Origin of the sequence: Fusicatenibacter saccharivorans, from assembly GCF_015557635.1 — a bacterium.
Lineage (GTDB): Bacteria > Bacillota > Clostridia > Lachnospirales > Lachnospiraceae > Fusicatenibacter > Fusicatenibacter saccharivorans.
In genome coordinates, this window is sequence record NZ_JADNOP010000006.1 from 1 (window position 1) to 24731 (window position 24731).

At 48.0% G+C, this 24731-nt stretch carries 22 protein-coding genes, 3 tRNA genes and 1 rRNA gene; 19 read left to right on the forward strand and 7 right to left on the reverse strand.

Annotated elements, in window-relative coordinates:
* Positions 1-181 (forward strand): 23S ribosomal RNA (locus I2G42_RS06355); the annotation flags it as partial.
* 179 nt (positions 182-360) lie between these two features.
* Positions 361-432: transfer RNA gene (locus tag I2G42_RS06360), tRNA-Asn, on the forward strand.
* 158 nt (positions 433-590) lie between these two features.
* On the opposite strand, the gene I2G42_RS06365 is transcribed toward I2G42_RS06360, so the two are convergent.
* Positions 591-1448, reverse strand: a complete 858-nt coding sequence (locus I2G42_RS06365; RefSeq protein WP_195530867.1) for an AraC family transcriptional regulator — start codon at positions 1446-1448, stop codon at positions 591-593.
* 245 nt (positions 1449-1693) lie between these two features.
* Here I2G42_RS06365 and I2G42_RS06370 point away from each other — a divergent pair, with 245 nt between their 5' ends.
* Both I2G42_RS06370 and I2G42_RS06375 read left to right on the forward strand, forming a co-directional pair.
* On the forward strand, positions 1694-3889 hold the full coding sequence (locus tag I2G42_RS06370; RefSeq protein ID WP_195530868.1) for an alpha-galactosidase: 2196 nt from the start codon (positions 1694-1696) through the stop codon (positions 3887-3889).
* A gap of 197 nt (positions 3890-4086) precedes the next feature.
* Positions 4087-4971, forward strand: a complete 885-nt coding sequence (locus tag I2G42_RS06375; protein WP_117814621.1) for an SH3 domain-containing protein — start codon at positions 4087-4089, stop codon at positions 4969-4971.
* Positions 4972-5079: 108 nt separating this feature from the next.
* Here I2G42_RS06375 and I2G42_RS06380 read toward each other — a convergent pair.
* From I2G42_RS06380 to I2G42_RS06390, 3 genes are all read right to left on the reverse strand, one after another.
* Positions 5080-5151, reverse strand: a tRNA-Cys gene (locus I2G42_RS06380).
* A gap of 3 nt (positions 5152-5154) precedes the next feature.
* Positions 5155-5226: transfer RNA gene (locus I2G42_RS06385), tRNA-Glu, on the reverse strand.
* Between the two features lie 150 nt (positions 5227-5376).
* A complete protein-coding gene (locus I2G42_RS06390; RefSeq protein WP_195530869.1) occupies positions 5377-6339 on the reverse strand; it encodes an AraC family transcriptional regulator in 963 nt (320 codons plus the stop codon).
* Between the two features lie 101 nt (positions 6340-6440).
* Here I2G42_RS06390 and I2G42_RS06395 point away from each other — a divergent pair, with 101 nt between their 5' ends.
* The 4 genes from I2G42_RS06395 (at position 6441) to I2G42_RS06405 (ending at position 13251) form a co-directional block, all read left to right on the forward strand.
* Positions 6441-8072, forward strand: a complete 1632-nt coding sequence (locus tag I2G42_RS06395; RefSeq protein WP_055220147.1) for a glycoside hydrolase family 13 protein — start codon at positions 6441-6443, stop codon at positions 8070-8072.
* Positions 8073-8138: 66 nt separating this feature from the next.
* Positions 8139-9734 (forward strand): response regulator transcription factor, encoded by a 1596-nt coding sequence (locus I2G42_RS06400; protein WP_195530870.1) that lies wholly within the window; start codon positions 8139-8141, stop codon positions 9732-9734.
* Positions 9622-11190, forward strand: coding sequence for an extracellular solute-binding protein (locus I2G42_RS16380; protein WP_243277157.1), 1569 nt, complete (start codon positions 9622-9624; stop codon positions 11188-11190). Before I2G42_RS06400 ends, I2G42_RS16380 begins: the two co-directional genes overlap by 113 nt.
* A 177-nt stretch (positions 11191-11367) precedes the next feature.
* Positions 11368-13251 carry a serine hydrolase domain-containing protein gene (locus I2G42_RS06405; RefSeq protein ID WP_070103253.1) on the forward strand — a complete coding sequence of 628 codons (1884 nt, stop codon included), beginning with the start codon at positions 11368-11370 and terminating at the stop codon, positions 13249-13251.
* A gap of 87 nt (positions 13252-13338) precedes the next feature.
* Here I2G42_RS06405 and I2G42_RS06410 read toward each other — a convergent pair whose 3' ends face one another.
* Positions 13339-14403 carry a PTS sugar transporter subunit IIC gene (locus I2G42_RS06410; protein WP_117509767.1) on the reverse strand — a complete coding sequence of 355 codons (1065 nt, stop codon included), beginning with the start codon at positions 14401-14403 and terminating at the stop codon, positions 13339-13341.
* 207 nt (positions 14404-14610) lie between these two features.
* Here I2G42_RS06410 and srtB point away from each other — a divergent pair, with 207 nt between their 5' ends.
* From srtB to I2G42_RS06460, 10 genes are all read left to right on the forward strand, one after another.
* Positions 14611-15462, forward strand: a complete 852-nt coding sequence (gene srtB / locus I2G42_RS06415) for a class B sortase (RefSeq protein WP_195530871.1) — start codon at positions 14611-14613, stop codon at positions 15460-15462.
* A 26-nt stretch (positions 15463-15488) separates the two neighbouring features.
* Positions 15489-16220 carry an NAD-dependent protein deacylase gene (locus I2G42_RS06420; RefSeq protein WP_118666499.1) on the forward strand — a complete coding sequence of 244 codons (732 nt, stop codon included), beginning with the start codon at positions 15489-15491 and terminating at the stop codon, positions 16218-16220.
* A gap of 106 nt (positions 16221-16326) precedes the next feature.
* Complete coding sequence (locus I2G42_RS06425; RefSeq protein ID WP_022461609.1) at positions 16327-16518, forward strand: DUF951 domain-containing protein; 192 nt, start codon at positions 16327-16329, stop codon at positions 16516-16518.
* Between the two features lie 147 nt (positions 16519-16665).
* Complete coding sequence (rpsF, locus tag I2G42_RS06430) at positions 16666-16953, forward strand: 30S ribosomal protein S6 (RefSeq protein ID WP_022461610.1); 288 nt, start codon at positions 16666-16668, stop codon at positions 16951-16953.
* A gap of 11 nt (positions 16954-16964) precedes the next feature.
* Positions 16965-17426, forward strand: a complete 462-nt coding sequence (locus tag I2G42_RS06435) for a single-stranded DNA-binding protein (protein ID WP_055220137.1) — start codon at positions 16965-16967, stop codon at positions 17424-17426.
* 20 nt (positions 17427-17446) lie between these two features.
* A complete protein-coding gene (gene rpsR, locus I2G42_RS06440; protein ID WP_022461611.1) occupies positions 17447-17695 on the forward strand; it encodes a 30S ribosomal protein S18 in 249 nt (82 codons plus the stop codon).
* Between the two features lie 189 nt (positions 17696-17884).
* Complete coding sequence (locus I2G42_RS06445) at positions 17885-19930, forward strand: DHH family phosphoesterase (RefSeq protein ID WP_055228105.1); 2046 nt, start codon at positions 17885-17887, stop codon at positions 19928-19930.
* A gap of 1 nt (position 19931) precedes the next feature.
* A complete protein-coding gene (rplI, locus tag I2G42_RS06450; RefSeq protein WP_022461613.1) occupies positions 19932-20378 on the forward strand; it encodes a 50S ribosomal protein L9 in 447 nt (148 codons plus the stop codon).
* A gap of 4 nt (positions 20379-20382) precedes the next feature.
* Positions 20383-21717, forward strand: coding sequence for a replicative DNA helicase (gene dnaB / locus I2G42_RS06455; protein ID WP_022461614.1), 1335 nt, complete (start codon positions 20383-20385; stop codon positions 21715-21717).
* 299 nt (positions 21718-22016) lie between these two features.
* Entirely contained in the window at positions 22017-22613 is a 597-nt protein-coding gene (locus I2G42_RS06460) for a MerR family transcriptional regulator (RefSeq protein WP_173827309.1), read from the forward strand.
* 63 nt (positions 22614-22676) lie between these two features.
* Here I2G42_RS06460 and I2G42_RS06465 read toward each other — a convergent pair whose 3' ends face one another.
* The gene (locus I2G42_RS06465) at positions 22677-22880 is read right to left on the reverse strand and encodes a DUF1858 domain-containing protein (RefSeq protein WP_022461615.1); all 204 of its coding nucleotides are present in this window, start codon (positions 22878-22880) and stop codon (positions 22677-22679) included.
* A 206-nt stretch (positions 22881-23086) separates the two neighbouring features.
* Between I2G42_RS06465 and I2G42_RS06470 the strand changes: the two genes are divergently transcribed.
* The gene (locus tag I2G42_RS06470) at positions 23087-23257 is read left to right on the forward strand and encodes a DUF362 domain-containing protein (RefSeq protein WP_022461616.1); all 171 of its coding nucleotides are present in this window, start codon (positions 23087-23089) and stop codon (positions 23255-23257) included.
* Positions 23258-23325: 68 nt separating this feature from the next.
* On the opposite strand, the gene I2G42_RS06475 is transcribed toward I2G42_RS06470, so the two are convergent.
* On the reverse strand, positions 23326-24075 hold the full coding sequence (locus I2G42_RS06475; protein ID WP_022461617.1) for an adaptor protein MecA: 750 nt from the start codon (positions 24073-24075) through the stop codon (positions 23326-23328).
* Positions 24076-24731 lie beyond the last annotated feature (656 nt).

Here is a 24731-nt window from a genome sequence, read left to right on the forward strand (position 1 = left end):
GGGTAGCCAAGTCGGGAAGGGATAAACGCTGAAGGCATCTAAGCGTGAAGCCCCCCTCAAGATGAGATATCCCATTCGAAAGAAGTAAGACCCCTTGAAGACGACGAGGTAGATAGGGCAGGGGTGGAAGTGCCGTAAGGCATGGAGCTGACTGTTACTAATCGGTCGAGGGCTTGACCTGAATGGTTGTGTTCACAAAAAATGGAATGATAGATGTGTAGTGTATGCGGTTTTGAAGGTATATCGGAAAGGCCATCGGAGAGATCCGGTGGCTTTTTGTAATTATTTTCCGCAAAATACTTGTTTTTCGAAAAAGATTGTGTTATAGTAACGATTGTCAGGAAAAGATTCCTGAGATATTCCTCGATAGCTCAATGGTAGAGCATTCGGCTGTTAACCGAAGGGTTGTTGGTTCGAGCCCAACTCGGGGAGTTAAGATGAAGAAGCGATACAGAAATGAAAAATCATGACTGTATCGCTTTTTTGCTGTCTGTAGCCATTAAGAAACGCCATCTAACATTTTGACGGTTTTCCATAACATTTCTTCCTGTTCATAGAAGAAAGATTTCGTTATAATGAAGTCAGACAGATCACGGAACATGTGCAGAGTCAGGAGTCGTGTCAAGGCGGAACTTTTTCCGATAGGCGCTTGGCGTCATGCCCTGCTTCTGGCGGAAGGCTTTGGTAAAAACTTCGGCATTCCGGTAACCACAGGAAAAAGCGACCGTTTCGATGGAGAGATCCGTATACGATAAAAGCTCGAGCGCACGCGTGATCCGGCAGGAAGAAAGATAGTCCTGCGGTGAGGTATGGAGATATTTCTGAAACAGAGTATAGAGATAACTCCGGTTGACGCAGACATATCTGGCAATATCCGAGACAAGAATTTCATTCGAATAATTATTTCGGATAAACTCGACGGCCTTTTCCACGTAAAGATTGCCACTCTCCCGTGCAAAAGGGTCGGCAAGCGTGATTTCGCGGGAAAGAATTGAGAAAAACTGGTATAGACAGCCTTCCAGAAGATACTGGTCAGAGGTGTCGTAGGTATTGTGCTTCTGCATCTGAAACAAGAGGGACTGCAGTTCACCGGAAAAACTGCACTGGTAGACAGGGTGCTCCTCGGAAAGACCGAGTTCCTGTACATAAGAGGCAGCTTTTTCACCGTCAAAACCGATCCAGAGATAGGTCCAGGGATCATCCGCATCGGCTTCATAGTAGGTGCGGACATTTGGCATCAGGAAAAAGCCCTGTCCGGCGGTTAAGCGGTAAGTGCGGTTTCCGATGGTAAAAATGCCTTTCCCGGAAATAATATAGTGGATCACGTAATTGGGGCGGACAGCCGGGCCGTAGCTGTGGAACGGCTGGCAGGCTTCGTAGCCGCAGAAGCAGAGATAAAGATCCGAAAATTTATGCTTTGGGACGGGAAGTGTCCAGGAAGTTTCCATAAGTATACCTCACAAAATGAATCATCAGAAAAGCCGGAATGTCACAAAAGGATGAGATTCCGAAATGTCAGTAAAATTATATCGTGTTTTGCAGGATACTGCAAGCCGCTGTAGAAGATCAAAGGCCCGGAGTAGCAGCCGTTGCGGTTCACGCAGCACCGGAACACTTGCTGTTCGGGTATGTAAGAAAGTGATTTTGGTGTGAGCAGCCCGAAAAAATGCGATAAGATAAAGGAGAAAAAACTATGGCAATCAAAGTAAGTGAAAATGGACGGTTATTTACCCTCCAGACAAAAGACAGCAGTTACCAGATGTTCGCAGATGACAAAAATGTGCTTCTGCATCTCTACTATGGAGAAAAAATCGGTGAGGAAAATCTTTCCGGTCTGATTTTCTGTACAGATATGGGATTTGCAGGAAATCCGGAGGAGGCAGGCCCTAACCGGAAATATTCTCTTGATGCACTTCCGCAGGAAATTCCGGGAAGTGGTGTCGGTGATTTCCGTGATGATATGATTGAGATCCGCCACGCGGACGGCAGCTTTGCAGCAGATTTTCGTTTCGATTCGTTCGAAATTCTGGATCATTCCTATGCTATTCCCGGAATGCCGGCGCTGTACGATACAGAGGAAGAAAAAGGTGAGACTCTTGTTATTACAATGACGGAGAAGGCTTCCGACATTGTGCTGAAGCTGTTTTACGGTGTATTTGAAAAGGAAAATGTGATTACGAGAGCGGCAAGACTCGAAAATCACGGAGAAACGGCAATTGAGCTGGAAAAAATGCTGTCATTCAGCATGGAGCTGATGTATGAAAATTATGAGATGATCTATTTCTCGGGTCGTCATGCGATGGAGCGTACGGCGGAGCGGATTCCGGTGCAGCATGCAAAAGTCGAGATCGGAAGCACCCGCGGTACATCGAGCCATCATTACAATCCGGCTGTGATCCTCTGCGAGGAGGGTGCGGGTGAGACACACGGTTCCTGCATCGGCGCATGCCTCGTTTACAGCGGAAACTTTGTTGCGGCAGCACAGAAGGATCAGAAAAATCAGACCCGTTTTCAGATGGGTATTCATCCGACCAATTTCTGCTTCCATCTGGAAAAAGGAGAGGCGTTCGATACCCCGCAGGCAATCTTAAGCTATTCCGGAACCGGCCTTACCAAACTGTCACAGCAGTATCATGAGATCATCCGCGAGCATATCTGCCGTGGCGCATACAAGCATGCCAAACGACCGATTCTGATCAACAACTGGGAAGCAACCTATTTTAATTTCAACGAAGAAAAAATCCTGAAAATTGCAGAACAGGCGCAAAAGCTTGGCATTGAGATGCTGGTGCTTGACGATGGCTGGTTTGGAAAACGAGAGGATGATAACAGTGGTCTCGGTGACTGGTTCGTCAACGAGAAAAAGATGAACGGCTCCATGGCGCAGCTTGCAGAAAAAATTCACAAGATGGGCATGAAATTCGGTCTCTGGTTTGAGCCGGAGATGATTTCCGAGGACAGTGATCTTTACCGTGCACATCCGGACTGGGCATTTGCAATTCCTGGCCGTGTGCCGAACCACAGCAGAAATCAGCTTGTACTTGATATGACGCGTGAGGATGTGCGTGAGTATCTGCTGGAGCGTCTGACAACCATCGTTCATGATGCAAAGATTGATTATGTCAAATGGGATATGAACCGCAGTGTCTGCGATGTTTACAGCCATGTGGCAGCACAGAGCCGAAACGGAGAGCTGTATCACCGCTATGTGCTCGGTGTTTACGATTTGATGGAAAAATTCCTTGCCGCATGCCCGAATCTGCTGCTCGAGGGCTGCAGCGGAGGAGGCGGAAGATATGATGCCGGTATGATGTATTACTCTCCGCAGATCTGGTGCAGCGATAATACCGATGCGATCAACCGCCTGTCTATCCAGTACGGAAGCTCGTTCTTCTATCCGATCAGTACCGTTGGTTCCCACGTTTCTGTATGCCCGAACCATCAGACCGGCCGTGTGACACCGTTCCGGACAAGAGGCGATGTGGCGCTGGCAGGAAGCTTTGGATATGAGATGGATCTGAATAAGATTTCAGAGGAAGAAAAAGAGATGGTAAAAGAGCAGGTTGCTGCGATGCATGAATATTACGAGCTCACACACGAAGGCCTGTATTACCGTCTGACCGGACTGAAAAAACAGGATTTCATGGCATGGGAGTTCGTGGCAAAGGATCAGAGCCGCGCACTGCTTACGATCGTAAAGACTGACGCAGAAGGAAATATGCTTCCGGTTCACACGAAAGTGTGCGGTCTTGCAGAGGATAAGCTGTACCGCTGCAGTCTGGACCAGGAAGTCCGCCTTGGCCGTACCTGGAACCGTGCGGGGCTGACCCTGCATCAGGTGCTGGGAGAGTATGAGAGTATCCGGGTCGAATTTACAGAAGTAAAATAAAAAAGATAAGAAAAATCTTCAACTGGATTTTTGGGGGAGGGAACCTCAATCTGGTTGGAGATTTTTTTGCATAAAGAAAATCAAAGCAGGAGGGAAGGAATGTACTCTTTACAGTGCAAAAATAGTTGTGATACAATAAGCAAAAGAAATTTTCTGACAGAAAATAAAGACGGAACTGTCAAGAAAGGAAATTGTACATGAGAAACAGAAAAAACTGTTTAGCTGTTCTTTTGATGACAACTATTGTGGTAATGGGATGTGGAAATCAGCAGGTGGAAAAGGAGAATCCATCGGTTGTCTCCGAAAGAGCATCCAGTGTCCAGGATGAGTCAGAAGATGGTGAAAAAGAGTTTCTTTCTACATACCAGAATATTACAATCACACTTCCAGAAGGCTGGAATGTAATGAGAGATGAGAAAATCCAATGCAGTTTCATATCAGAAGAGGGGGAAAGTCTTGAGATATCGTATCGGGAAGGAATGGCAAAAGTAGCGCTTATGGATTTTCCGGAGGACGAAGAGAGCGCTGAAAATTTGCTCTATCCGAATGAAATAACAGGGGAAAACAGCATCAGCGATTTTATGGTGAAAACAGCTAACGAAGGAAAAGATAACGAGAGTTCCTTTTATCGTTTCCAGGTAAAAAATTCCCTGCAGATTCCGATTGCATTTTTCTGCGGGGTGAAAACGGAGAATGAAGGGTATCAGATCATATGGAAAAAAGGAAGCGGCAGCAACGATACACAGCAAATCGTGCCGGAAATACTGGAGTCTCTGAAGTTCCCGGACAATGAGCTGCTGACAGAAACATTTCAGACGGCCTGCCAGGAGCAGAAAAGAGCGCTGGAAGCAGAAAATAATTCGGATGGCGTGAAAAAGCAGAAGGGTAAGAAAACCGTCACCTGTATCTCACCGGTCAATGTACGTACAGAACCCAACGTCAGCACAAGCCAGGTTATCGGAGCTCTGACGACAGGGGAAGAAGTGGAAATGCTCGGAAAAGAGAACGGATGGTACAAGATTTCGTATGAGGGAAAAACGGCGTATGTGTATGAAGACTATGTGAAAGAAAAAGAAAATTAAAAAAATGATATTTTCAAAAAAGCTGCCGAAGCAAACAGAACCGGCAGCTTTTTTGAAATAATTTTGAAAAAGAAAAATCCCAGAAACCATCTGTTTCCGGGAAAATAGAGGCGTCGACCGGATTTGAACCGGTGGATACTGGTGTTGCAGACCATTGCCTTACCACTTGGCTACGACGCCATATGACTCCGACGGGAATCGAACCCGTGTTACCGCCGTGAAAGGGCGATGTCTTAACCGCTTGACCACGGAGCCGAAGTTTTTGTTTTGTCTGCCGTGATTTTTGCTCAGCGACAAGTAGTATATTATCATAAGAAAACGAGTTTGGCAAGTGTTTTTTGAAAAAAAATCAAAAATTTTTGAGATTTGTGTTGCCGTGCATTCAGAAGGAAAAAATTTGCCGGGTCAGGGCATGGCTTTTCGATATTCTTCCGGTGACATACCAAAAGTCCGGCGGAAAATGCTGGCAAAATAGCTGGGGCTTTCAAATCCGGTATGCAGAGCAATTTCCAAGATAGAAAGCGAGCTGCCGGTAAGAAGATCTGCGGCTTGGGTTACGCGGTACTGGTTGATATAGGAAATAGGCGTTGTGTGAAAGTGCGTTTTGAAGAAACGACAAAAATATTGTGGATTCATATTGAGTATAGCAGCAAGATCTGAAAGACGGATTTTAGAATCATAGTTATCCTGAATATAACGTAAGAGTTTTTTACACTGATCAGATCTTTCTTTTTTACGAGTGCAGAGGGGTTCCGGATGAAGAAAAAGCTGGTATTGCGCCAGAAGTGCAAGAATCCGATACATGTCACTTTTGATCAGAAGAAACCAGCCGATGGGTTTGGTATCGTATGCATACAGGATTTCCTGGAAAAGCTTAGATAATGTCAGTACAAATGTTTTCTGTGTCTGAGAGGAGGCTTCAGCAGCAGAAAGCTCTTCCAATGGAAAAGCCGGAAGAAGCAGTTGATGAGAGAGCAGCGGACGAATCCAGTCTGCTTCACAGGAATCCAGATAGGCACATGAGAGAATTTCTGGAAGAAATACAAGGGCATGGTGAACCGAAGGGGTAGTTCCAATGCTGCAGAGCTGATGCAGTTCGTGACTGTTGATGAAAAGAAAAGTACCTTCGGAAATTGTCCGGGTTTCAGTTTTCAGTGTCAGAGTGAGAGTACCTTTTTCAACCCAGATCCATTCTAATTCTTTATGCCAGTGAAAAGGAACAGAGAGCCCGCCATGCGCATAATCCTGATGATAGATATGGAGCGGAACAGGTTCGGTTCCATGCACGGTAAAATCCCGGATTCCGCCAGAAAGAACAGGGGAACAAGATTCAGGAGAAAAGAGCTCTTTTGAACGTTCTTTTTTCATAAAAGTCAAAATCCTTTCATTAAATACGAAAATCAGGTTAGAAAATATAAGATAATATCATTATACTGCTCTTATAGGAAAAAAGAAAGAGAGGACAGAAAATGAAAAGAGAGTGGTGGCATAGCTTAACCGTATATCAGATTTACACCAGAAGCTTCTGTGACAGCAACGGAGACGGCATCGGCGATTTTGGAGGGATTCTGCAGAAGCTGGACTATCTGCAGGAGCTTGGTGTTGGAGCCATCTGGCTTTCGCCTTTTAACGATTCTCCTAATTACGACAATGGATATGATGTCAGTGACTATTATAAAGTAATGGAAGAAGCGGGCACAATGGAAGAGCTGGAAGAACTGATCGCAGCCTGTGAAAAGCGGGAAATTGTGGTCATGATGGATCTTGTTTTAAATCATAGTTCCCATCTGCACCCATGGTTCCTGGAAGCCAGAAAGGATCGAAACAGTAAATACCATGATTTTTACATCTGGAAGGAAGGAACGAAGGAGCAGCCGCCAGAAGGCGGCGGAGCATTCTTTGGAGGAAGCACCTGGGAATGGGTGCCGGAGGTTCAGGAATATTATTATCACAGTTTCAGTGTAATGCAGCCGGATCTGAACTGGAAAAATCCGTCGCTTCGGAAAGAGCTGTACCGGATGATCCAGTTCTGGATGGATAAAGGGATCCGTGGTTTCCGGCTGGATGCAATTGACAATATTGTAAAAGATGGACATGGAGGAAATGATACTCATTCGGAGCAGATTCATACATACTTAATGGAAATGAATCAGAATACGTATGGAAAATCAGAACAGATCCTGACAGTGGGGGAAACCGGAGGTGCTACGGTAGAAATGGCACAGCAGTATTCTGATCCGGAAAGCCAGGAGCTCAGTATGATTTTTCAGTTTGAACTGATGGGAATCGACGGCATCCGAAGTGGAAACTGGGATCCGAAACCGTATACGCTGCCGCAACTGAAGCAGATCTTTGAAAAATGGCAGACGGGACTGGAAGAAAAAGGATGGAACAGTCTGTTCTGGGGAAACCATGATTTTCCGCGTGTCGTATCGCGCTTTGGAAATGACAGGGAACCGTATCGGGAAAAATCAGCAAAAATGTTGGCTGTCCTTCTCCATGGGATGAAAGGAACTCCTTATATTTACCAGGGGGAAGAAATCGGTATGACAAATGTGTCAGGGCTTCGGATCGAGGACTATCAGGATATCGAGTCTGTAAATTTTGCCGAAGACCGTAAAAAAGAAGGCTGGGAGGAAGAAAAAATTCGTACCTATCTTGCACGGAACAGCCGGGACCATGCGCGGACGCCAATGCAGTGGAATGCGGAAAAACACGCCGGATTTACAGCGGGAACACCGTGGATGGCGGAAAATCAGAATTACGAGGAGATCAATGTGGAAAACAGCAGAAAAAATCCGGATTCCCTCTTCTATTTCTATCAAAAACTAATTGCGCTGCGTAGGAAAAATGACACTCTTGTTTATGGGGATTTCCGTCTGATTGAGGAAGAAAATCCGGATATTTTTGCTTATGAGAGAAATCTGGGAGAGAAAAAGCTGATTGTGCTCTGCAATTTCCGGGATACCGCGGCAGAGATGAAAGCCCGATATGATTTGACAAAAGGAACGGTTCTGATTCATAATGATACAGAAAGTCTCACAAAAGAAGTGTGGAAGTTACAGCCGTATGAGGCGTATATGATTGAACTTCTGCAGTAAAAAGACAGAAATGAAAAGCAGCAGGAGAAGAAAACTGCAGGAGCAACTGGAAACAGGAGGGAGAAAATGTATCGCGTTCTTCTTGTAGAAGATGAAGAAATTGAACTGGAGACATTGCGGGATTATATTGACTGGAAAAAGAACGGGATTTCCAGAGTATTTACCGCGCGCAATGGCAGAAGGGCACTGGAGTGCCTGGAAGAAAATATGGCAGATATTGTGATTACGGATATTCAGATGCCAGGAATGAGTGGAATTGAACTGGCAGAGACGATCGTACGCCGGGGGTATCCATGCAAAATTGTTTTTCTGACAGGATATGATGATTTTTCCTATATCCATTCCGCTTTTCAGGTGAATGCCGTGGATTACCTTTTAAAGCCATTTACGATTGAAGAAGTAGAAGCATGTCTGAAAAAAGTGAGAAGTGAACTGGAGAAAAGTGAGATAGCAGACTGGTCGCGGAAAACGGCGGCGAAGCAGTTGCTGGAAATGGCTTTGCGGGAAAAACAGGAAACAGAGCTTTTACGGAAAAATTTCCGTGGTGTATTTGGAGAAGAACTGGAAGAGTGCAGGTTTGGAATCATAGCGGTTTATGGAAAAACGGAAGAAAACATCTGTAGCCAAATTCAGGAAAAATACAAGGGCATCCGTTACATCAGCAAAACGGAACGGATCAGCATTCTGCTGCTGGCGGGGTATCTGTCGGTGAAAGATACGGCATTTCAGATCTGGAATGATTTGAAAGAAGACGCACCGAGAGCCGTTGGATGGTGCAGTGGAGCATGGACAGCTGACTGCCTGTACGAAAAGGCGGAAAAACTTCGGAACTGTTGTGTTCTGGCATTTCATATGGATCCACCGGAACTTTTCTGTGCAGATGAAAAAGAAACGGAAGAGGAAAAAGCATATCATTTCCGGGAACAGAAGGAGCGGAGAGAAGAAATCTGTCGTCTGGTCAGCAACGGGAAAAAGCAGGAAACGCTGCAGACCATGAAAGATTATTTTCAACAGCTAAAGGGGCTTGCGCCGAAAACATTTGCGGGAGAAGTTTACAATCTCTATATGTATCTATGGAACCGTCTTGTTTTGAGCGATGAACTGCTGGAAAACTGGATGGAAGCAGAAAAAATTTTGAGAGAAAATGAAATTTTTGAAGCAAACAACAGTTATCAGATGCGGGAAAAGATGAAGCAGTATCTGGAACGGATGTTGGCATTTTTTGAAGAACAGAATCAAAATCCAAATTACTATGCCGTTTATCAGGTAAAAACATATCTTCAGAAGCACTGCTCGGAAAGCGCAGATATCGAGAAGCTGGCCGCGGAGGTCGGTTTGTCTCCGAATTATCTGAGGAGCCTGTTTAAAGAGGCAACAGGAAAAACGATTTTGGAATACAATACGGAAATGCGTCTGCAGAGGGCGGCGGAACTGTTAAAGAATAAGAAAAATAAAGTACGGGAAGTGAGTCTGGCGGTTGGATATGAAAATGTTTCTTACTGTGGCGTTGTGTATCGCAATGGCGATGAGTGTCCTGATGGCAGCGGGAATGCTTGCAGGATGCGGATCAAATGGCAGTACATCATCAAGTACTGCATCCGGCAGTGCATCATCTGCATCGGGCGAGGTAACAACAGACGGAGTTACGATTTCTATCTTTGACAAAAACTCCGGAAGCAATACCTTTGATGATCCAGTTGCAAAAGCAATTGAGGAAAAAACAGGTGTCAAAATTCAGGTAGAAAATCCAACCGGAGATCCGCTGGAAAAATTGAACCTGATGCTGACCGGTCAGAATTACCCGGATATCGTCCTGATGGATCGTGGAAATGATATTGTAAACCGTTACATTGAGGCAGGCGCACTGCTTCCGTTGAATGATCTGATCGATGAGTACGGCCCGGATGTAAAAGAGATGTACGGGGAAACCTTAAACAAGAGTCGTTATACCGATGGAAAGAATTACTATCTGAATAACTGGTACGGAGAAGATCCGGATCCGGTAGCCGGTGTTCTGATGCGCTATGATTATCTGTGCGAAATCGTTGGAAAAGACCGCGCAGACAGCGATGAGCCATTTACACAGGAAGAGTATATTGACATTTGTAAGAAATTCAAAGAACTTCATCCGACCATTGACGGAAAAGAGAGTATTGCCATTACCTTTGATGCAGAATCCAAAAACTACGATGGAACATTAAAAGGAATGTATGGTCTGAAAACATATTATCAGGATGGGGACAATCTGGAACATGTTGCCAAAGCACCAAACTTCAAAGAGATGATGTCCTTTGCCAATGAACTGTATACCGAAGGCCTTCTGGACAAAGAGTGGGTTGTCAACAAGAAAAATCAGTGGACGCAGAAACTGTCTGCAGGCAACGTATTCAGTACCTTTGCTTCCTACTGGGATACCGATGCAGCAAATACAGCACTTGCTTCTTCTGTAGGAGAAGATGCAAAATTCTATTCCTATAAAATCCTTGGAAACGGAATCAGTGCAGATGAAACTACTTACTCCGGAAGAAGTACACTTGGCTGGGATGCAATCGCGATCACCAAGAATTGTAAAAATCCGGAAGCAGCCATGAAGATGATCAACTACCTTGCAAGCGAAGAAGGACAGTATCTTCTGATGTGGGGTATTGAGGGAACCAACTGGAATATGGAAGATGGAAAACACGTTCCGAACGATGATCTGATTGAAGGATTCCAGACGGATTTTGACAAAACAAAACTGGATACCGGCGTCCGCAAATGGACCTGGTTTGTAAAGAACGGAAATGGTACAGACGGAACTCCATACGATGTATCACAGTATAAAGTAAAAGAGACCCGGCAGGTGGCTATGAATCACTTTGGTGAGAACGACAGATGGGATACCGCAGAATTTGCAGGCCTTACCCCGGCAGGAAGCACTCCGGATGGCTTGAAATGGCAGAAAATCCAGGATATCTACGATCAGGAATATCCGAAGATTGTGAATGCAGACAGCCACGATGCGGCAATGGAAGAGTACGACAAGATGATTTCCGAAATGAATGACGCAGGACTGGAAGATGTAGAAAAAGTTATCACGCAGAATTATCAGGAGCGTATGAAACTCTGGAATGAGTAAGCTAAAGTAAAATAAAAAAATCACACACGGAAAAGAACCGGCAGAAATTGAAATACAGATTTCTATGTCGGTTCTTTTTTATCAGAAGAAGCATTGCGATTTTCAAGGAATCTGGATATAATGAGGAAAACTGGAAAAACAGGGAAATCCAACCGCATGAGACAGGAGGCATCGTACATGGCAGCGAAAGAACAGTTAACCGCAATGGAAATGATCTGGGGATTTATGAGTGGGACGACAGGACATATGGGAAAGACGGACTTTGCGCCGCAGAAGGAAGCGTTCGGGGATTTTGCATCTCCGGAGACATATTTTCCGCGCGTGGTGCCGGAGAGCGAAGGCATCTCATCGGAAAAGCTGACGCAGATGCTTCGTGAGCTCGCCGCTGCGCGCCATACGGACATGCATCATCTGCTGGTCCTGCGGAATGGACATGTCATCTGCGAATGCAATTTCGCCCCATACCGCAGCGGCATCTGGCATGCGACGTATTCTATGTGTAAGAGCATCACTGGCATGGCGGCTGGTTTTCTGATCAGTGAAGGAAAACTTTCCCTGGACGAGAACGTCTATGATATTTTTGAAAAACGAAACGGTCTGCTGCAGAAGATCCTGCGCCCGAATCTGACCGTGAAGCATCTTCTGACGATGAAGAGCGGCGTACAGTTCAACGAGATGGGCGTTGTTTCCGGCAACGACTGGGTGGACAGCTTCTTAAATGCGCCGGTCAAGGGAACACCGGGCGAAGCGTTTGAGTACAACAGTATGAACACGTATCTGCTGTCTGCAATCATACAGGAGCGCACCGGCATGAAAATGGTAGATTACCTGCGGCCGCGTCTGTTTGAGCCTCTCGGCATCCGGAAAGTTTTCTGGGAGAGCTGCCCGGCAGGGATTACGAAAGGCGGCTGGGGCCTCTTCCTGTGCCCGGAGGACGCGGCCAAGCTCGGGGTGATGTACGTGAACGGCGGAAAATTCGAAGGAAAACAGATCGTCCCGGCGGAATGGGTCGCAGCGTCCACCTCCGTTCATGCGACACCGCCGGAAAAGATGGGAAAATATGGCTATGGTTACCAGGTCTGGATGGAGGAGCGGCCGGGCAGCTTTGCGTTCAATGGCATGCTGGGGCAGAACGTGCTCGGTTATCCGGATACCGGCGTGGTGATTGTGACGAATGCGGGCAGCAACGAGCTGTTCCAGACGTGTGAGATGCTCGACATTGTGCGGAAGTATTTCGGCGCGGAATTTGGTGCAGAGCTGAAATCCGGCGAGGCGGAAAGCCCGATGGCATATCAGAAGCTGGTGCAGACCTGCCGTGATCTGGAGGGCGCGAAAGAGACACCGGGAAGAATCCTGCGCGGCGGCTGGAAGCGGAGAACACCGGGGCCGCGGAACAGCGGAACACCGCGTCAGATCGACATGGCGCAGCTTCTGCACGGAAAAGAATATAAAATGGAGGACACGCATGTCGGCATGTTTCCGCTGACGCTGCAGGTCTTCCACAACAACTTTTCCGACGGCATCCGCCGCATCGGTTTCTTCTATGAAAAAGGCCGTTTCTTTGTCGAGCTGACCGAGGGAGAAAAAACACAGCGCATTGAGATCGGTCTTACGGGGTCCAAAGTTGTAGAATGGGTGGAAAACGAGGAATCGTATCTGCTCGGAACGACGGGACAGTTTGCGGAGAATGAAGACGGCGAACTGGTGCTGAAGCTTGAGTTTGCATTTCTGGAAGAGGCCGCAAGACGGAGGGTCAAAATCATTTTCCAGCGTGATTTCGAGCGGATCAGACTGGAGTGGAATGAGACGCCGGGCAAGGATCTGATTATCGAGGGCCTTGAATCCCTCGTGACGGATGTGGCGATCGCACCGCTTCTGCCGTCGCGGTTCCGCGAGCGGAGCCTTGACATGATCCATCTGCTGATGGCACAGACCATTGAGCCAATGGTAGAGGCACACCGTGTGCGGCCGGGGGAAGAAACGGGGACAGAAGAAGCGGCAGCGGAAGCTGAATCGGCCGCGGCAGTGGAAAATGCGGAAAACGCAGAAGAAACGGTGTAAAAACAGAAAAAATCAGAAGAGAAATGTGGATAAAAAAGGGAATGGAGCTGCCGGATGCGCAGTTCCATTCCCTTTTAAAAATACAGATTACAGATTCAAAGCCATATCGCCGGATTTGATCAGGTTTGCCTTGCGGAATACCTCTGAGAAGAACAAGGTGATCACAGCCGGAAGCACGAAGTGGAGCAGAATGATTTTGATGATGACGAGCTTCGGATCATCGTAAGCGATCATCGTCTGATACGTTGTGATCTGTCCGACAAGACCTGCGGAACCCATGCCGCTTCCCGTTGCATTATTCTGCATATTGGCGAGGATTGTGGAGACGGGTCCTAAAATCGCACTCGAGAAGATGACGGGCAGCCAGATCAGTGGATGACGCATGATGTTCGGCACCTGGAGCATCGAGGTTCCAAGACCCTGTGCGACAAGGCCGCCGAATTTGTTTTCCCGATAACTTGCAACCGCGAATCCGACCATGTTGCAGCAGCAGCCGATCGTTGCGGCACCGGCGGCAAGACCGGAAAGATTCAGAATGATGCCGAGTGCAGCGGAGCTGATCGGCAGTGTCAGAACCATACCCATGACGACCGAAACAACGATGCCCATGATGAACGGCCGCTGTTCCGTTGCCCAGTTGATGATGCTTCCAAGGCCTGTCATCATCTGGGAGATCGGCGGTCCGACGAGCAGTCCGACAACGGAACCGGCTCCGATGGTGATGACCGGTGTCACGATGATATCAACCTTGGTCTTGCCGGAAACCAGATGGCCGCAGGTGATGCCTGCGAAAGCTGCGATGAAAGCGCCGAGCGGTTCGCCAGGTCCTGCCAGAACGGCATTTCCGTCCACAAAGAATGTGCCGCCGGTGATCTTGCCGGCATAACCGCCGACCATGGCAGCGACGGCTGCAGAAACCGTGACAAGCGGGCTTTCCCCATATTTCACTGCCACGCCGACACCGATACCGGCACTTGTCAGGGCTGCGGCAGCTTTTCCAAGCAGATAGATCACATTTCCGGTCGAACCGCCGATCAGAAGACCGATCTGCTGAATCATCGTACCGATAATCAGGGTTGCAAAAAGACCCTGCGTCATGCCGCCGAAGCCATCAATGAAGATGTGCGAGGCGACTTTTTTGATTGTTCGCATATGGAATTCCTCCTCATGTATGTGGTGTGTTACTGTATTCACAAGTGACTTGTCAGTCGACTTTTAGTCTATCATAAGATGGGGGCGGGTGCAATCCTTTTCCGGGGGCATAAGTTGACAAAAGAAAGGGGCACGCTTATAATTGAGACAAATTCAGAGCGCTTCCAGAAAACAGCGCAGACAGTAAAAAAGTGATAAAGGAGACGCATGGGAAAACAGAAAAAGAAACAGAAAAAACGCGGCAATCCGCTTTGGACTCTGGTATTTTTAGCGGCACTTGCTGTTTTCTGCTTTTCCGGGTACAAGCTGATCGGCATTTACCTGGATTACAAGACCGGCACGGATGAATACCGGGATCTGCAGCAGTATACGACGGAAATTACAAAAACACCGGAGACACCGGCACCGACGAAAACAGAGGAGCCGCAGGCGGAATCCGAACCGGCGGAGCCTTCCGAACCGGAGCCAGAACCACTGTCGTATCCGACAGAACCGCCGCTTGCCGTCGATTTTGAATCCTTAAAAGCGATTAACCCGGATGTGAAGGGATGGCTTTATATTGAAGCTCTCGACATCAGTTACCCGGTCGTACAGGGGCCGGACAATGATACGTATCTTCATACGACGTACGAGGGAACGAGCAACTTTGCGGGTTCCATTTTCCTCGATTACCAGAATCAGGATGATTTCAGTGATGGAAACACAATCGTTTACGGTCATAATATGAAGAATCTCTCCATGTTCGGAAAGTTGAAACAGATGAAGGAGCAGGAAAAATATAGGGACAGCGTCTATTTCTGGATGCTGACGCCGGAATCAAACGATGTGTACCAGATTTTTTCTGCCTTTTATACGGAGGCAGACAGTGATGTCTACACGTTGTATTCCGGCGGGGGTGAAGCGTTTGTACAGTATCTGAATACCATGGCGGCGCGGTCAGAGATCCCGGTGGAGCAGCCGGAGATGGATGAAAACAGCCATATTATTGTGCTGTCCACCTGTGCGGCGAGCGATACGACTGGACGGTTCGTCGTTCTGGGCGTGCGGCGGAACCGGTAATGATTAGTCAGAAGGAGGAATGACAGATGGAAGAGGAAAGAAAAATCGAAGAACTGCAGAGATTGATTGATACGCATGAAAATATCGTATTCTTCGGCGGCGCGGGTGTGTCCACGGAGAGCGGGATTCCGGATTTCCGGAGCGTGGATGGCCTTTATCATCAGAAGTATGACGTTCCGCCGGAGACAATTTTAAGCCACAGCTATTTCCTGCGGTACCCGGAAAAGTTTTATGCTTTTTACCGCGACAAAATGCTTCCGGTCGGCGCAGAACCGAATGCGGCGCACAAAAAGCTTGCAGAGCTGGAAGCGGCGGGAAAATTAAAAGCGATTGTGACGCAGAACATTGACGGACTGCATCAGGCGGCGGGAAGTAAAGTAGTGTATGAACTGCACGGAAGCACACACCGCAATTACTGCATGAAATGCGGGGCAGCCTGCGATACAGAGCTGGTGAGAAAGAGCAGCGGCGTTCCAAGATGTGAAAAATGCGGAGGCATGATCAAACCGGATGTCGTACTCTACGAGGAGAGTCTGAATGAGAAAGTGCTCGACGGTGCGATCCGCGCGATTGCGGCCGCCGATCTTCTGATCGTCGGCGGAACGTCGCTTGCTGTGTATCCGGCAGCAGGTCTTCTCCAGTATTTTCGGGGCGATGCACTGGTCCTGATTAATAAAGGTGCAACACCGATGGACAACAACGCAGATCTTCTGATCCAGCAGCCGATCGGACAGGTGCTCGGCAGTATCCGGGTGTGAAACTTCAGAGCTGTGAAAAATGGAGGTGCGGCTCTGATGATACAGAGAGAACCTTGAGAAAAAATCTCGGAAAGTGTCAGGAAATATAAAAATAAGGCGGAAAAACATGGCAGAACATTACGAAGTAGGCGATATTGTAAAACTGAAAAAGCCGCATCCGTGCGGCAGCAGCGAGTGGGAAATCCTGCGTGTCGGCGCAGATTTCCGTCTCAAATGCACCGGCTGCGGCCACCAGATCATGGTAGCACGCAAGCTGGTCGAGAAAAACACCCGCGGATTACGAAAAAAAGATGCGTAATATCGTGAAAAAAACAAGAAAACACGCGAAAAAGGGCTTGCTATAAGCCCTTTTTTATGTTAAAATAACAAATTGTGACGTATAAAAATAATTCCTTGCTCCCCATAATGAAAATGGGGTGCCAAAAAGTCCAAAAGGAGGTAAAGCATGAACAAGTACGAATTAGCACTGGTTGTGAATGCAAAACTTGAAGAAGAGGAACGCGCAGCTGTAGTTGAGAAAGCCAAAGGTTATGTAACCCGTTACGGCGGAACAGTTGGCGAAGTAGAAGAGTGGGGCAAAAAACGCCTTGCATACGAAATTCAGCATATGCGTGAAGCATATTACTACTTTATTCAGTTTGAAGCAGACGCAACAGCTCCGGCAGAGATCGAGAGCCATATGCGTATTATGGATAACGTACTGAGATACTTAGTCGTTAAAAAGGAAGCTTAAGAGGTAAGCGAATGAATAAAGTTATATTGATGGGAAGATTGACCAGAGATCCCGATGTCAGATACTCTGCTGGAGAGAACTCCACAGCGGTAGCCCGTTATACACTGGCTGTTGACCGCAGATTCCGCAGAGACGGCGATTCCGCAACCGCAGACTTTATCGGATGCGTTGCTTTCGGCCGCCAGGCAGAATTTGCAGAGAAATACCTGCGTCAGGGAACGAAGATCGCCATCACCGGCCGCATTCAGACCGGAAGCTACACCAACCGTGAAGGCCAGAAGGTCTACACGACAGACGTAGTTGTAGAAGAGCAGGAGTTTGCAGAGAGCAAAAATGCAGGTGGAAACAACGGAGGATACTCCGCACCGCAGCATAACAATCCGGCTCCGTCCGCGAATACATCTGACCTGGGCAGCGCCGATGGTTTTATGAATATTCCCGATGGCATTGACGAAGAATTGCCATTTAATTGATAGAAAAGGAGAGATTGATCATGGCTTATAATAATAGTGAAAGACCAGCTTCCAGAAGACCGGCCCGCAGAAGAAGAAAAGTTTGTGTTTTCTGTGGTGGAGAAGAGATCAGCTACAAGGATGCAGCTAAACTGAAAAAATATGTATCCGAGCGTGGTAAAATCCTGCCGAGACGTGTAACTGGAACCTGCGCAAAACATCAGAGAGCAGTAACAGTAGCCGTTAAGAGAGCAAGACATATGGCTATTATGCCGTACGTAGATGATTGATTCTGACTTGCGCTAAGCACTGTCCGAACGTTCATTTTGAATCGGTAAATAAATGGAGGTATCTGCCCGAAAAGGGCGGGTACCTTTTTTGTATCCAGAAGTATCTTGTTGCCAAAGTACAGGTCAAAGTGGTATAATCGGAAGGACAGGAGCGAAATACAACACGCAACGTTGGAAAGGTGTTAGGAAATGAAAAGCAAAATGAAGTTGAGCGGCCAATTGCGGAGCTATCTTCGATGGCCGCTGATTTTGTCCATCCTGATGCTTGTGATGAATATCGGCATGTATTTTGTGGATGTGATGGCAGGAATGTGGTTCACGCTGTTTTTTGCAGTCTATGTGATCGCAGCCGCAGTTCTCTATTACAGACAGCGTCCGCAGGTGATCAACGAGCTGATTACCTTTGCGACCGAATACGGCCAGGTTCAGAAGCATCTGATCCAGGAACTGGCGCTGCCCTATGCCGTTATGGATTCGCAGGGAAAACTTCTCTGGGTCAACAAAGAGTTTACAAAAATCACAGGGAAGGATACACAGTATCATAAATGTATCGCCACCATTTTTCCGGAGCTGACGGTCGAGCGGCTACCGAAAAATGAGGAGGAGACCGACATCAACGTGGCTTACGGCGAAAAGAATTTCCGTGCCCATGTAAAAAGCGTCTGCATCGACGAGCTGATCCAGAATTCGGAGATGATCAACACAGATATCAAAGGCTATTTTATTCAGGCACTGTATCTGTTCGATGAGACGGAGCTCCGCGAGTATATGCGGAAATTCGAGGACGAAACGATGGTCACCGGTCTTCTGTATCTGGACAACTACGACGAGGCGCTGGAGAGCGTCGAGGAGGTCCGCCGTTCCCTTCTGACCGCACTGGTCGAGCGAAAGATCAACAAATATTTCAACGATCTCGACGGACTGGTGAAGCGGTATGAGAACGACAAATACATCGTGGTCATGCGCCGGAGTTCGTTAAATGAACTGAAAGAGAAAAAGTTCGATATCCTCGAGGACGTCAAGACCATCAACATCGGAAACGAGATGGCGGTCACAATCAGTATGGGTATCGGAGCAGATGCTGGATCGTTTGCGAAAAACTCCGAGTATGCGAAAATCGCGATCGACCTGGCTCTTGGCCGGGGCGGCGATCAGGTCGTTTTAAAGGACGGTTCGAAGATTCAGTATTTCGGCGGAAAAACGCAGGCTGTGGAAAAGAATACGAGAGTCAAAGCCCGCGTCAAGGCGCACGCGCTGAAAGAGTTTATGAACACGAAAGAGAAGGTCGTTGTCATGGGACACCGCCTGCCGGATGCCGATTCGTTCGGTGCGGCCATCGGTATCTACCGTGCGGCGAAAACGCTGAATAAAAAAGCGTACATCGTCATCGACAACCCGACCAGCTCGATCATTCCGCTGATGAATACGTTCAGCGACAACCAGGATTATGAGGCGGACATGTTTGTCAACAACCATGAGGCGAAAGAGATCATGGACGACAACACGCTGCTCGTTGTGGTCGATACGAACAAGCCGAGCATCACACAGTGTGAGGATCTGCTGTACATGGCGAAAATGATCGTCGTGCTGGATCATCACCGGCAGGGAAGCGATACGATCCGCAACTCGGTGCTTTCCTATATTGAGCCGTATGCATCATCCGCGAGCGAGATGGTTGCCGAGATTCTCCAGTATTTTACCGAGGGAATCCGCATCCGGAACGTGGAGGCGGACAGCATCTATGCCGGCATCATGATCGATACCGACAACTTTATGCAGAAAACAGGTGTCCGCACGTTCGAGGCGGCAGCTTTCCTGCGCCGCTGCGGTGCGGATGTGACGCGTGTGCGCAAGCTGTTCCGTGAGGATATGAACGATTACAAGGCAAGAGGAGAGACGATCCGCAATGCGGAGCTGTTCCGCGGCCAGTTCGCGATTTCCGAATGCCCGAGCGACTATGTGGACAGCCCGACGGTGGTCGGAGCACAAGCGGCGAACGAGCTGCTGAACATTGTCGGTGTCAAGGCGTCCTTTGTACTGACCGAGTATAAAGGCGTGATCTATATCAGCGCCCGCGCGATTGATGAGGTCAATGTACAGATCATCATGGAGCGGATGGGCGGCGGCGGTCATCTGAATATGGCAGGATGCCAGCTTGAGACCGTCGATCTGGAGGGGGCGCGCAGCCTCCTAAAATCAACCTTAACAGAAATGCAGGATGGAGGAGAAATCTGATATGAAAGTTATCTTACTGGAAGACGTAAAAGCACTTGGTAAAAAAGGACAGACTGTAAACGTAAGTGACGGATATGCAAGAAACATGCTTCTGCCGAAAAAACTCGGCATCGAGGCAACCGCAAAAAACCTGAATGAGCTGAAACTCCAGAAAGCACACGAGGACAAAGTGGCAGCAGAGCAGCTCGCTGAGGCACAGGCTTTCGCGAAAGAGATTGAGGACAAACAGGTTACCGTAGCCATCAAAGTCGGCGAGGGCGGAAAAGTATTCGGAAGCGTATCGGCAAAAGAGATCGCTGAGGCAGCAAAAGAGCAGCTTGGATACGACATCGACAAAAAGAAAATGCAGCTTCCGAACCCGATCAAGGTTCTTGGAACGACAGAAGTGCCGATCCGCCTGCATACCAAAGTAACTGCAAAGCTGAAAGTTATCGTAAAAGAAGCATAATTCTATGGAAGAAGCACTGATTAAACGAATCCTTCCGCACAGCATCGAGGCGGAGCAGTCGGTCATCGGTTCCATGCTGATGGGGCGCGAAGCCATCATGGCGGCATCGGAAATCCTGACGAGCGACGATTTTTACCAGCACCAGTACGGCGTCATTTTTGATGCCATGGTGGAGCTGTTCAATGAGGGAAAACCGGTCGATCTGGTCACCCTGCAGAACCGCCTGCGTGAAAAGGATGTTCCGCCGGAGATCAGTTCGATGGAGTTTGTCCGCGATCTTTTAAATGCGGTGCCGACTTCGGCGAATGTGCGCCATTATGCGAACATCGTCAGCGAGAAAGCGGTGCTGCGCCGTCTCATTAAGCTGACAGAAGAGATAGAGAATGACTGCTATCTGAACAAAGAGCCGGTGGAAGTCATCATGGAGGAGACGGAAAAGAAGATGTTCCAGTTATTGGGCCAGCGGAATTCCGGAGACTTCATGCCGATCCGCCAGGTTGTCATCAATACGCTGGAGAACATCGAGCGTGCATCGAAGACGAAGGGAAATGTCACGGGTATTCCGACCGGATTCACGGATCTGGACTACAAGACATCGGGTCTGCAGAACTCTGACTTTATCCTGATTGCGGCACGTCCGTCTATGGGTAAAACGGCGTTTGTCCTCAATATTGCGCAGTATATGGCGTTTAAGAAAGACAAAGCCGTTGCGATTTTCAGTCTCGAGATGTCGCGGGAGCAGCTGATGAACCGTCTGCTCTCGATGGAGTCGAAAGTAGATTCCCAGCATCTGAGAACCGGAAACCTGAAAGACGACGAATGGAGCAAGCTGATCGAGAGCGCCGGCATGATCGGTGAATCCCGACTGATGATCGACGATACACCTGGTATCTCGATCGGAGAGATGCGGTCGAAATGCCGCAAATACAAGCTGGAGCACGGTCTTGATATCATCATCATTGACTACCTGCAGCTGATGTCGGGAAGCGGAAAGAGCTCCTCGGAATCGCGTCAGCAGGAGATTTCGGATATCAGCCGTTCCTTAAAAGCACTCGCGAGAGAGCTGAATGTGCCGGTTGTTGCACTGTCCCAGCTTTCCCGGGCTGTTGAGCAGCGTACCGACCACCGTCCGATGCTTTCCGACCTGCGTGAGTCGGGAGCGATCGAGCAGGATGCCGACGTTGTTATGTTTATCTATCGAGATGATTACTATAATAAGGATTCCGAGAATAAGGGAATCGCGGAAATCATCATCGCCAAACAGCGAAACGGCCCGATCGGAACCGTCAATCTGGTCTGGCTGCCGGATTATACGAAATTTGCGAATGCAGAGAGATAAAAGAAAATATTTGTAACTATTCAGAGCCATGCGAAATTGAGGGGAAAAGTGCGACTCATGCTTGCATGAATGAGCACTTTTCCCCTCAATTTCATATGGCGAGAAGCCACATCGAGATGTAGCGTAGCGGAATCGAGATGGGGCTCTGAATAGTATGGTGTCAGAACGTGTCGTGGGATAGTCCTGCGGCACGTTTTTTGTGTATAATTGTATGAATTTGTCGGAATATTACGATGAGATTTTCTTGCGGCAGGGGATAACAGATCCTATAATAAAGGGAAGAAGGGAGTGGCTGCCGTATGGAAAATAGAACGTATCTGGTCACGGAGGCGGAGAAGCTGACCGGGGAGAAAGCGCATGTGCTCCGGTACTGGGAGGACGAGCTCGGCATGGAAATCCACCGCAATTCGCTGGGACACCGCTGCTATACTGCGCAGGACATTCAGATTTTTCTGGGAATCCGGGAACTGAAGAAAAAGGGGCTTCACCTGAAAGCGATCCGCGAGCTGATGCCGAAGCTGGTGCAGGCAACGGCGGAGATCAAAGCGTTTCCGGCGGAAGCGGCAGAGACGGCAAAGGAGAAGCCGGATCCGGCAATACCGGGAAAAGCGGACGAAGTGCCGGAGGTGGTTGTCGATCTTCTGCCCGAGCGGGAAGCAGAACAGCTGGCGGACACTGTGATGCGGCAGGAAGAGGAGGAGCGTCAGACGGAGTTTTACCGCGTGCTCGGCCGTCTGCTCGATCAGATGATACAGAAGCGGCGCCAGGAAGAGCGGAGCCGCCGTGTGGATGAGGCGATCCGCCGCCACCAGCAGAGCCGGAGAGAAGCAGCGGCGACGCTGGAGCAGAAAGGAAAACGGACGAAAGCAAAACGGGACCATCGGAACAATGGGTAAATCGGACAGAAAAAAAGAACGCCTGCGAGAGGCGTTCTTTTTGGATCCACGCGGAAATCCGACTTATTTTGCAGCCAGATAATCGTTGATCTGGTCTTCCAGAACCTGAGCGTCCAGGCCGTGAACCATAGCTGCTTCTTCCAGGGACTCACCCTGTGCAGAAGGGCAGCCGATGCAGTGCATGCCGGCTCCCATCAGGATTCCGATGATATTTGTATCCATTGCGATTAACTCGCCGATTGTCATGTCTTTCGAGATCTTTGCCATCTTAAAGTTCCTCCTTTAAATGTGTATATACCCGTCGTTCCGATTTTGACGGCTATTTTGATTATAGCGTACCCCCGGGGGGAATGCAAGAACAAATTCATAAGATTATAGAATGTTTATAATTTTGTACTTGTATTTCAGGGGGCAATCGTTTACAATGTGGATAGTACCGAAAGGGCCAAAAAATCTACAAGGAGGATAAGATCATGGCATATGTAATCACAGACGAATGTGTAAGCTGCGGAACCTGCGCTGGAGAATGTCCAGTAGAGGCTATCGCTGAGGGAGATTCCCATTACGAAATCAACCCGGATGTATGCGTTGAGTGCGGAACATGCGCAAGCGTATGTCCAACCGAGGCTATCACAGAAGAGTAATTTGTACGGAACGTACAAAAAAGGAAGTCCTTCGCGGACTTCCTTTTTTTATACATACGTTTCAAAACTTACAGAGAAGCCAGCTCCTGCAGAGCATTCTCTTTTACCATTGCATTTCCATGTTCCAGCAGAAATGCTTCAGCGGCCAGGGAGAAGGATTCCTGTCTGCCGTACTCGGAAAGAATGTTGCAGACCTTGTTGAATTCCTCCGGTTTGCAGCCGGACTGGTGCAGAACGAGCTGATAGTTGGCATCTGCCGTGTTCTTATAGAGGGAATTGCTGCCGGTAAAATACTGGTTCAGCGCTTTTGCGGAGCTGATGACATCGTCGAGGGTTGAGAAGTGGAAGGTGCGTACCAGATCCACATTCTTTTCCTCGGATGCTGCAGGCTCTTTTTCGTTTTCCTTCTGTGCCGCTTTCTTTGCAATTTCCTGTGCCTTGTTCTTCACATCGCAGAGCTTGTGGAACAGGTCGATGATGTCGTCCGCGCCGGAATACTGTACCGGTTCCGGTCCGTCCGTATCGTCGCCGGATGGAGCAAATTTGGCGAAGCGGGTGTCGAGCTCCTGTGGATCCTCGACTCTGGTGATAATGAGGACAATGCTGTCCGGAGCCACCGGAACGGCCTCGACCATGAGCGGGGCATTATCCACATTGAAGCCGAACTGCTGGTTGGCTTCAAGCATCATATCCTGAAACAGGCTGCGGGCCTTTTCCGTGCCGTAAGCCAGTTCGCTGAGCTTTAAATTTCTTTCGGCAAGATCGGCGCTGGTCAGTGTGCAGCGGATCTTGTTATCATTGATTTTTTCTATTTTCATAACTCTCACGTCCTTAATTACTCTTTACTTATATAAATAGGGCTGCTTACGATATAGTATAACACATCACGGAAAGAAGTAAAGAACTTAAGATTTTTTTTACATTTCGCATAATTTTTTCAGAAATGAAGGGACAAACTTTATTTGTAATTCCCCCGGTTTGAAGTATAATAGGAGTTGGGGAAACCTTTGCTTCTGCCCGGAGGGTGCATACTCCGGCCGGAAGCAGGCACAGAAAAAACGGATCGGATAAGAAGGCGTCCCCGCGAAACATGATCATTGAAACTAAAAACAAAAGTATTTCATACGGATCGATGGGGCTTTCTTTTTTGTACGTCACAACTGCAAATAAGCCATGAAACAAACAATCGACAAAACTTTTTAAACAGATTTTCTGAAAAATACCCAATAGCAAAAAGCAACGATACGTTCGTTACTGTTCAATCAGCAGTGAAACACCTGCTGTTTCGCTGCGTAAGAACATGATTCAGGTGTGAGCAGCCCTCCTTTTGCGAAGCAAAACTTTAAATGAGGGCTGCGAATGTTACAGTTCGCTGGGAACCAGTGAACTGTAACGATACTTTCTGACTCGCATGCGGTTCCCTTGCGCATAACGGTTGCTATTGGGTATTTTTTTTGTTATAATGGGCGCAAGT

Excerpts from the sequence above, each read along its gene's own strand:
- I2G42_RS06375 (WP_117814621.1), top strand. The coding sequence starts at position 4,087 with ATGAGAAACAGAAAAAACTGTTTAGCTGTTCTTTTGATGACAACTATT.
- I2G42_RS06475 (WP_022461617.1), bottom strand. The coding sequence starts at position 24,075 with ATGAAAATAGAAAAAATCAATGATAACAAGATCCGCTGCACACTGACC.
- rplI (WP_022461613.1), top strand. The coding sequence starts at position 19,932 with ATGAAAGTTATCTTACTGGAAGACGTAAAAGCACTTGGTAAAAAAGGA.
- I2G42_RS06365 (WP_195530867.1), bottom strand. The coding sequence starts at position 1,448 with ATGGAAACTTCCTGGACACTTCCCGTCCCAAAGCATAAATTTTCGGAT.
- I2G42_RS06425 (WP_022461609.1), top strand. The coding sequence starts at position 16,327 with ATGGCAGAACATTACGAAGTAGGCGATATTGTAAAACTGAAAAAGCCG.
- rpsF (WP_022461610.1), top strand. The coding sequence starts at position 16,666 with ATGAACAAGTACGAATTAGCACTGGTTGTGAATGCAAAACTTGAAGAA.
- srtB (WP_195530871.1), top strand. The coding sequence starts at position 14,611 with ATGGGAAAACAGAAAAAGAAACAGAAAAAACGCGGCAATCCGCTTTGG.
- I2G42_RS06460 (WP_173827309.1), top strand. The coding sequence starts at position 22,017 with ATGGAAAATAGAACGTATCTGGTCACGGAGGCGGAGAAGCTGACCGGG.
- I2G42_RS06390 (WP_195530869.1), bottom strand. The coding sequence starts at position 6,339 with ATGAAAAAAGAACGTTCAAAAGAGCTCTTTTCTCCTGAATCTTGTTCC.
- I2G42_RS06420 (WP_118666499.1), top strand. The coding sequence starts at position 15,489 with ATGGAAGAGGAAAGAAAAATCGAAGAACTGCAGAGATTGATTGATACG.
- I2G42_RS06435 (WP_055220137.1), top strand. The coding sequence starts at position 16,965 with ATGAATAAAGTTATATTGATGGGAAGATTGACCAGAGATCCCGATGTC.
- I2G42_RS06370 (WP_195530868.1), top strand. The coding sequence starts at position 1,694 with ATGGCAATCAAAGTAAGTGAAAATGGACGGTTATTTACCCTCCAGACA.
- rpsR (WP_022461611.1), top strand. The coding sequence starts at position 17,447 with ATGGCTTATAATAATAGTGAAAGACCAGCTTCCAGAAGACCGGCCCGC.
- I2G42_RS06395 (WP_055220147.1), top strand. The coding sequence starts at position 6,441 with ATGAAAAGAGAGTGGTGGCATAGCTTAACCGTATATCAGATTTACACC.
- I2G42_RS06405 (WP_070103253.1), top strand. The coding sequence starts at position 11,368 with ATGGCAGCGAAAGAACAGTTAACCGCAATGGAAATGATCTGGGGATTT.
- dnaB (WP_022461614.1), top strand. The coding sequence starts at position 20,383 with ATGGAAGAAGCACTGATTAAACGAATCCTTCCGCACAGCATCGAGGCG.
- I2G42_RS06410 (WP_117509767.1), bottom strand. The coding sequence starts at position 14,403 with ATGCGAACAATCAAAAAAGTCGCCTCGCACATCTTCATTGATGGCTTC.
- I2G42_RS06465 (WP_022461615.1), bottom strand. The coding sequence starts at position 22,880 with ATGGCAAAGATCTCGAAAGACATGACAATCGGCGAGTTAATCGCAATG.
- I2G42_RS06400 (WP_195530870.1), top strand. The coding sequence starts at position 8,139 with ATGTATCGCGTTCTTCTTGTAGAAGATGAAGAAATTGAACTGGAGACA.
- I2G42_RS16380 (WP_243277157.1), top strand. The coding sequence starts at position 9,622 with ATGCTTGCAGGATGCGGATCAAATGGCAGTACATCATCAAGTACTGCA.
- I2G42_RS06445 (WP_055228105.1), top strand. The coding sequence starts at position 17,885 with ATGAAAAGCAAAATGAAGTTGAGCGGCCAATTGCGGAGCTATCTTCGA.
- I2G42_RS06470 (WP_022461616.1), top strand. The coding sequence starts at position 23,087 with ATGGCATATGTAATCACAGACGAATGTGTAAGCTGCGGAACCTGCGCT.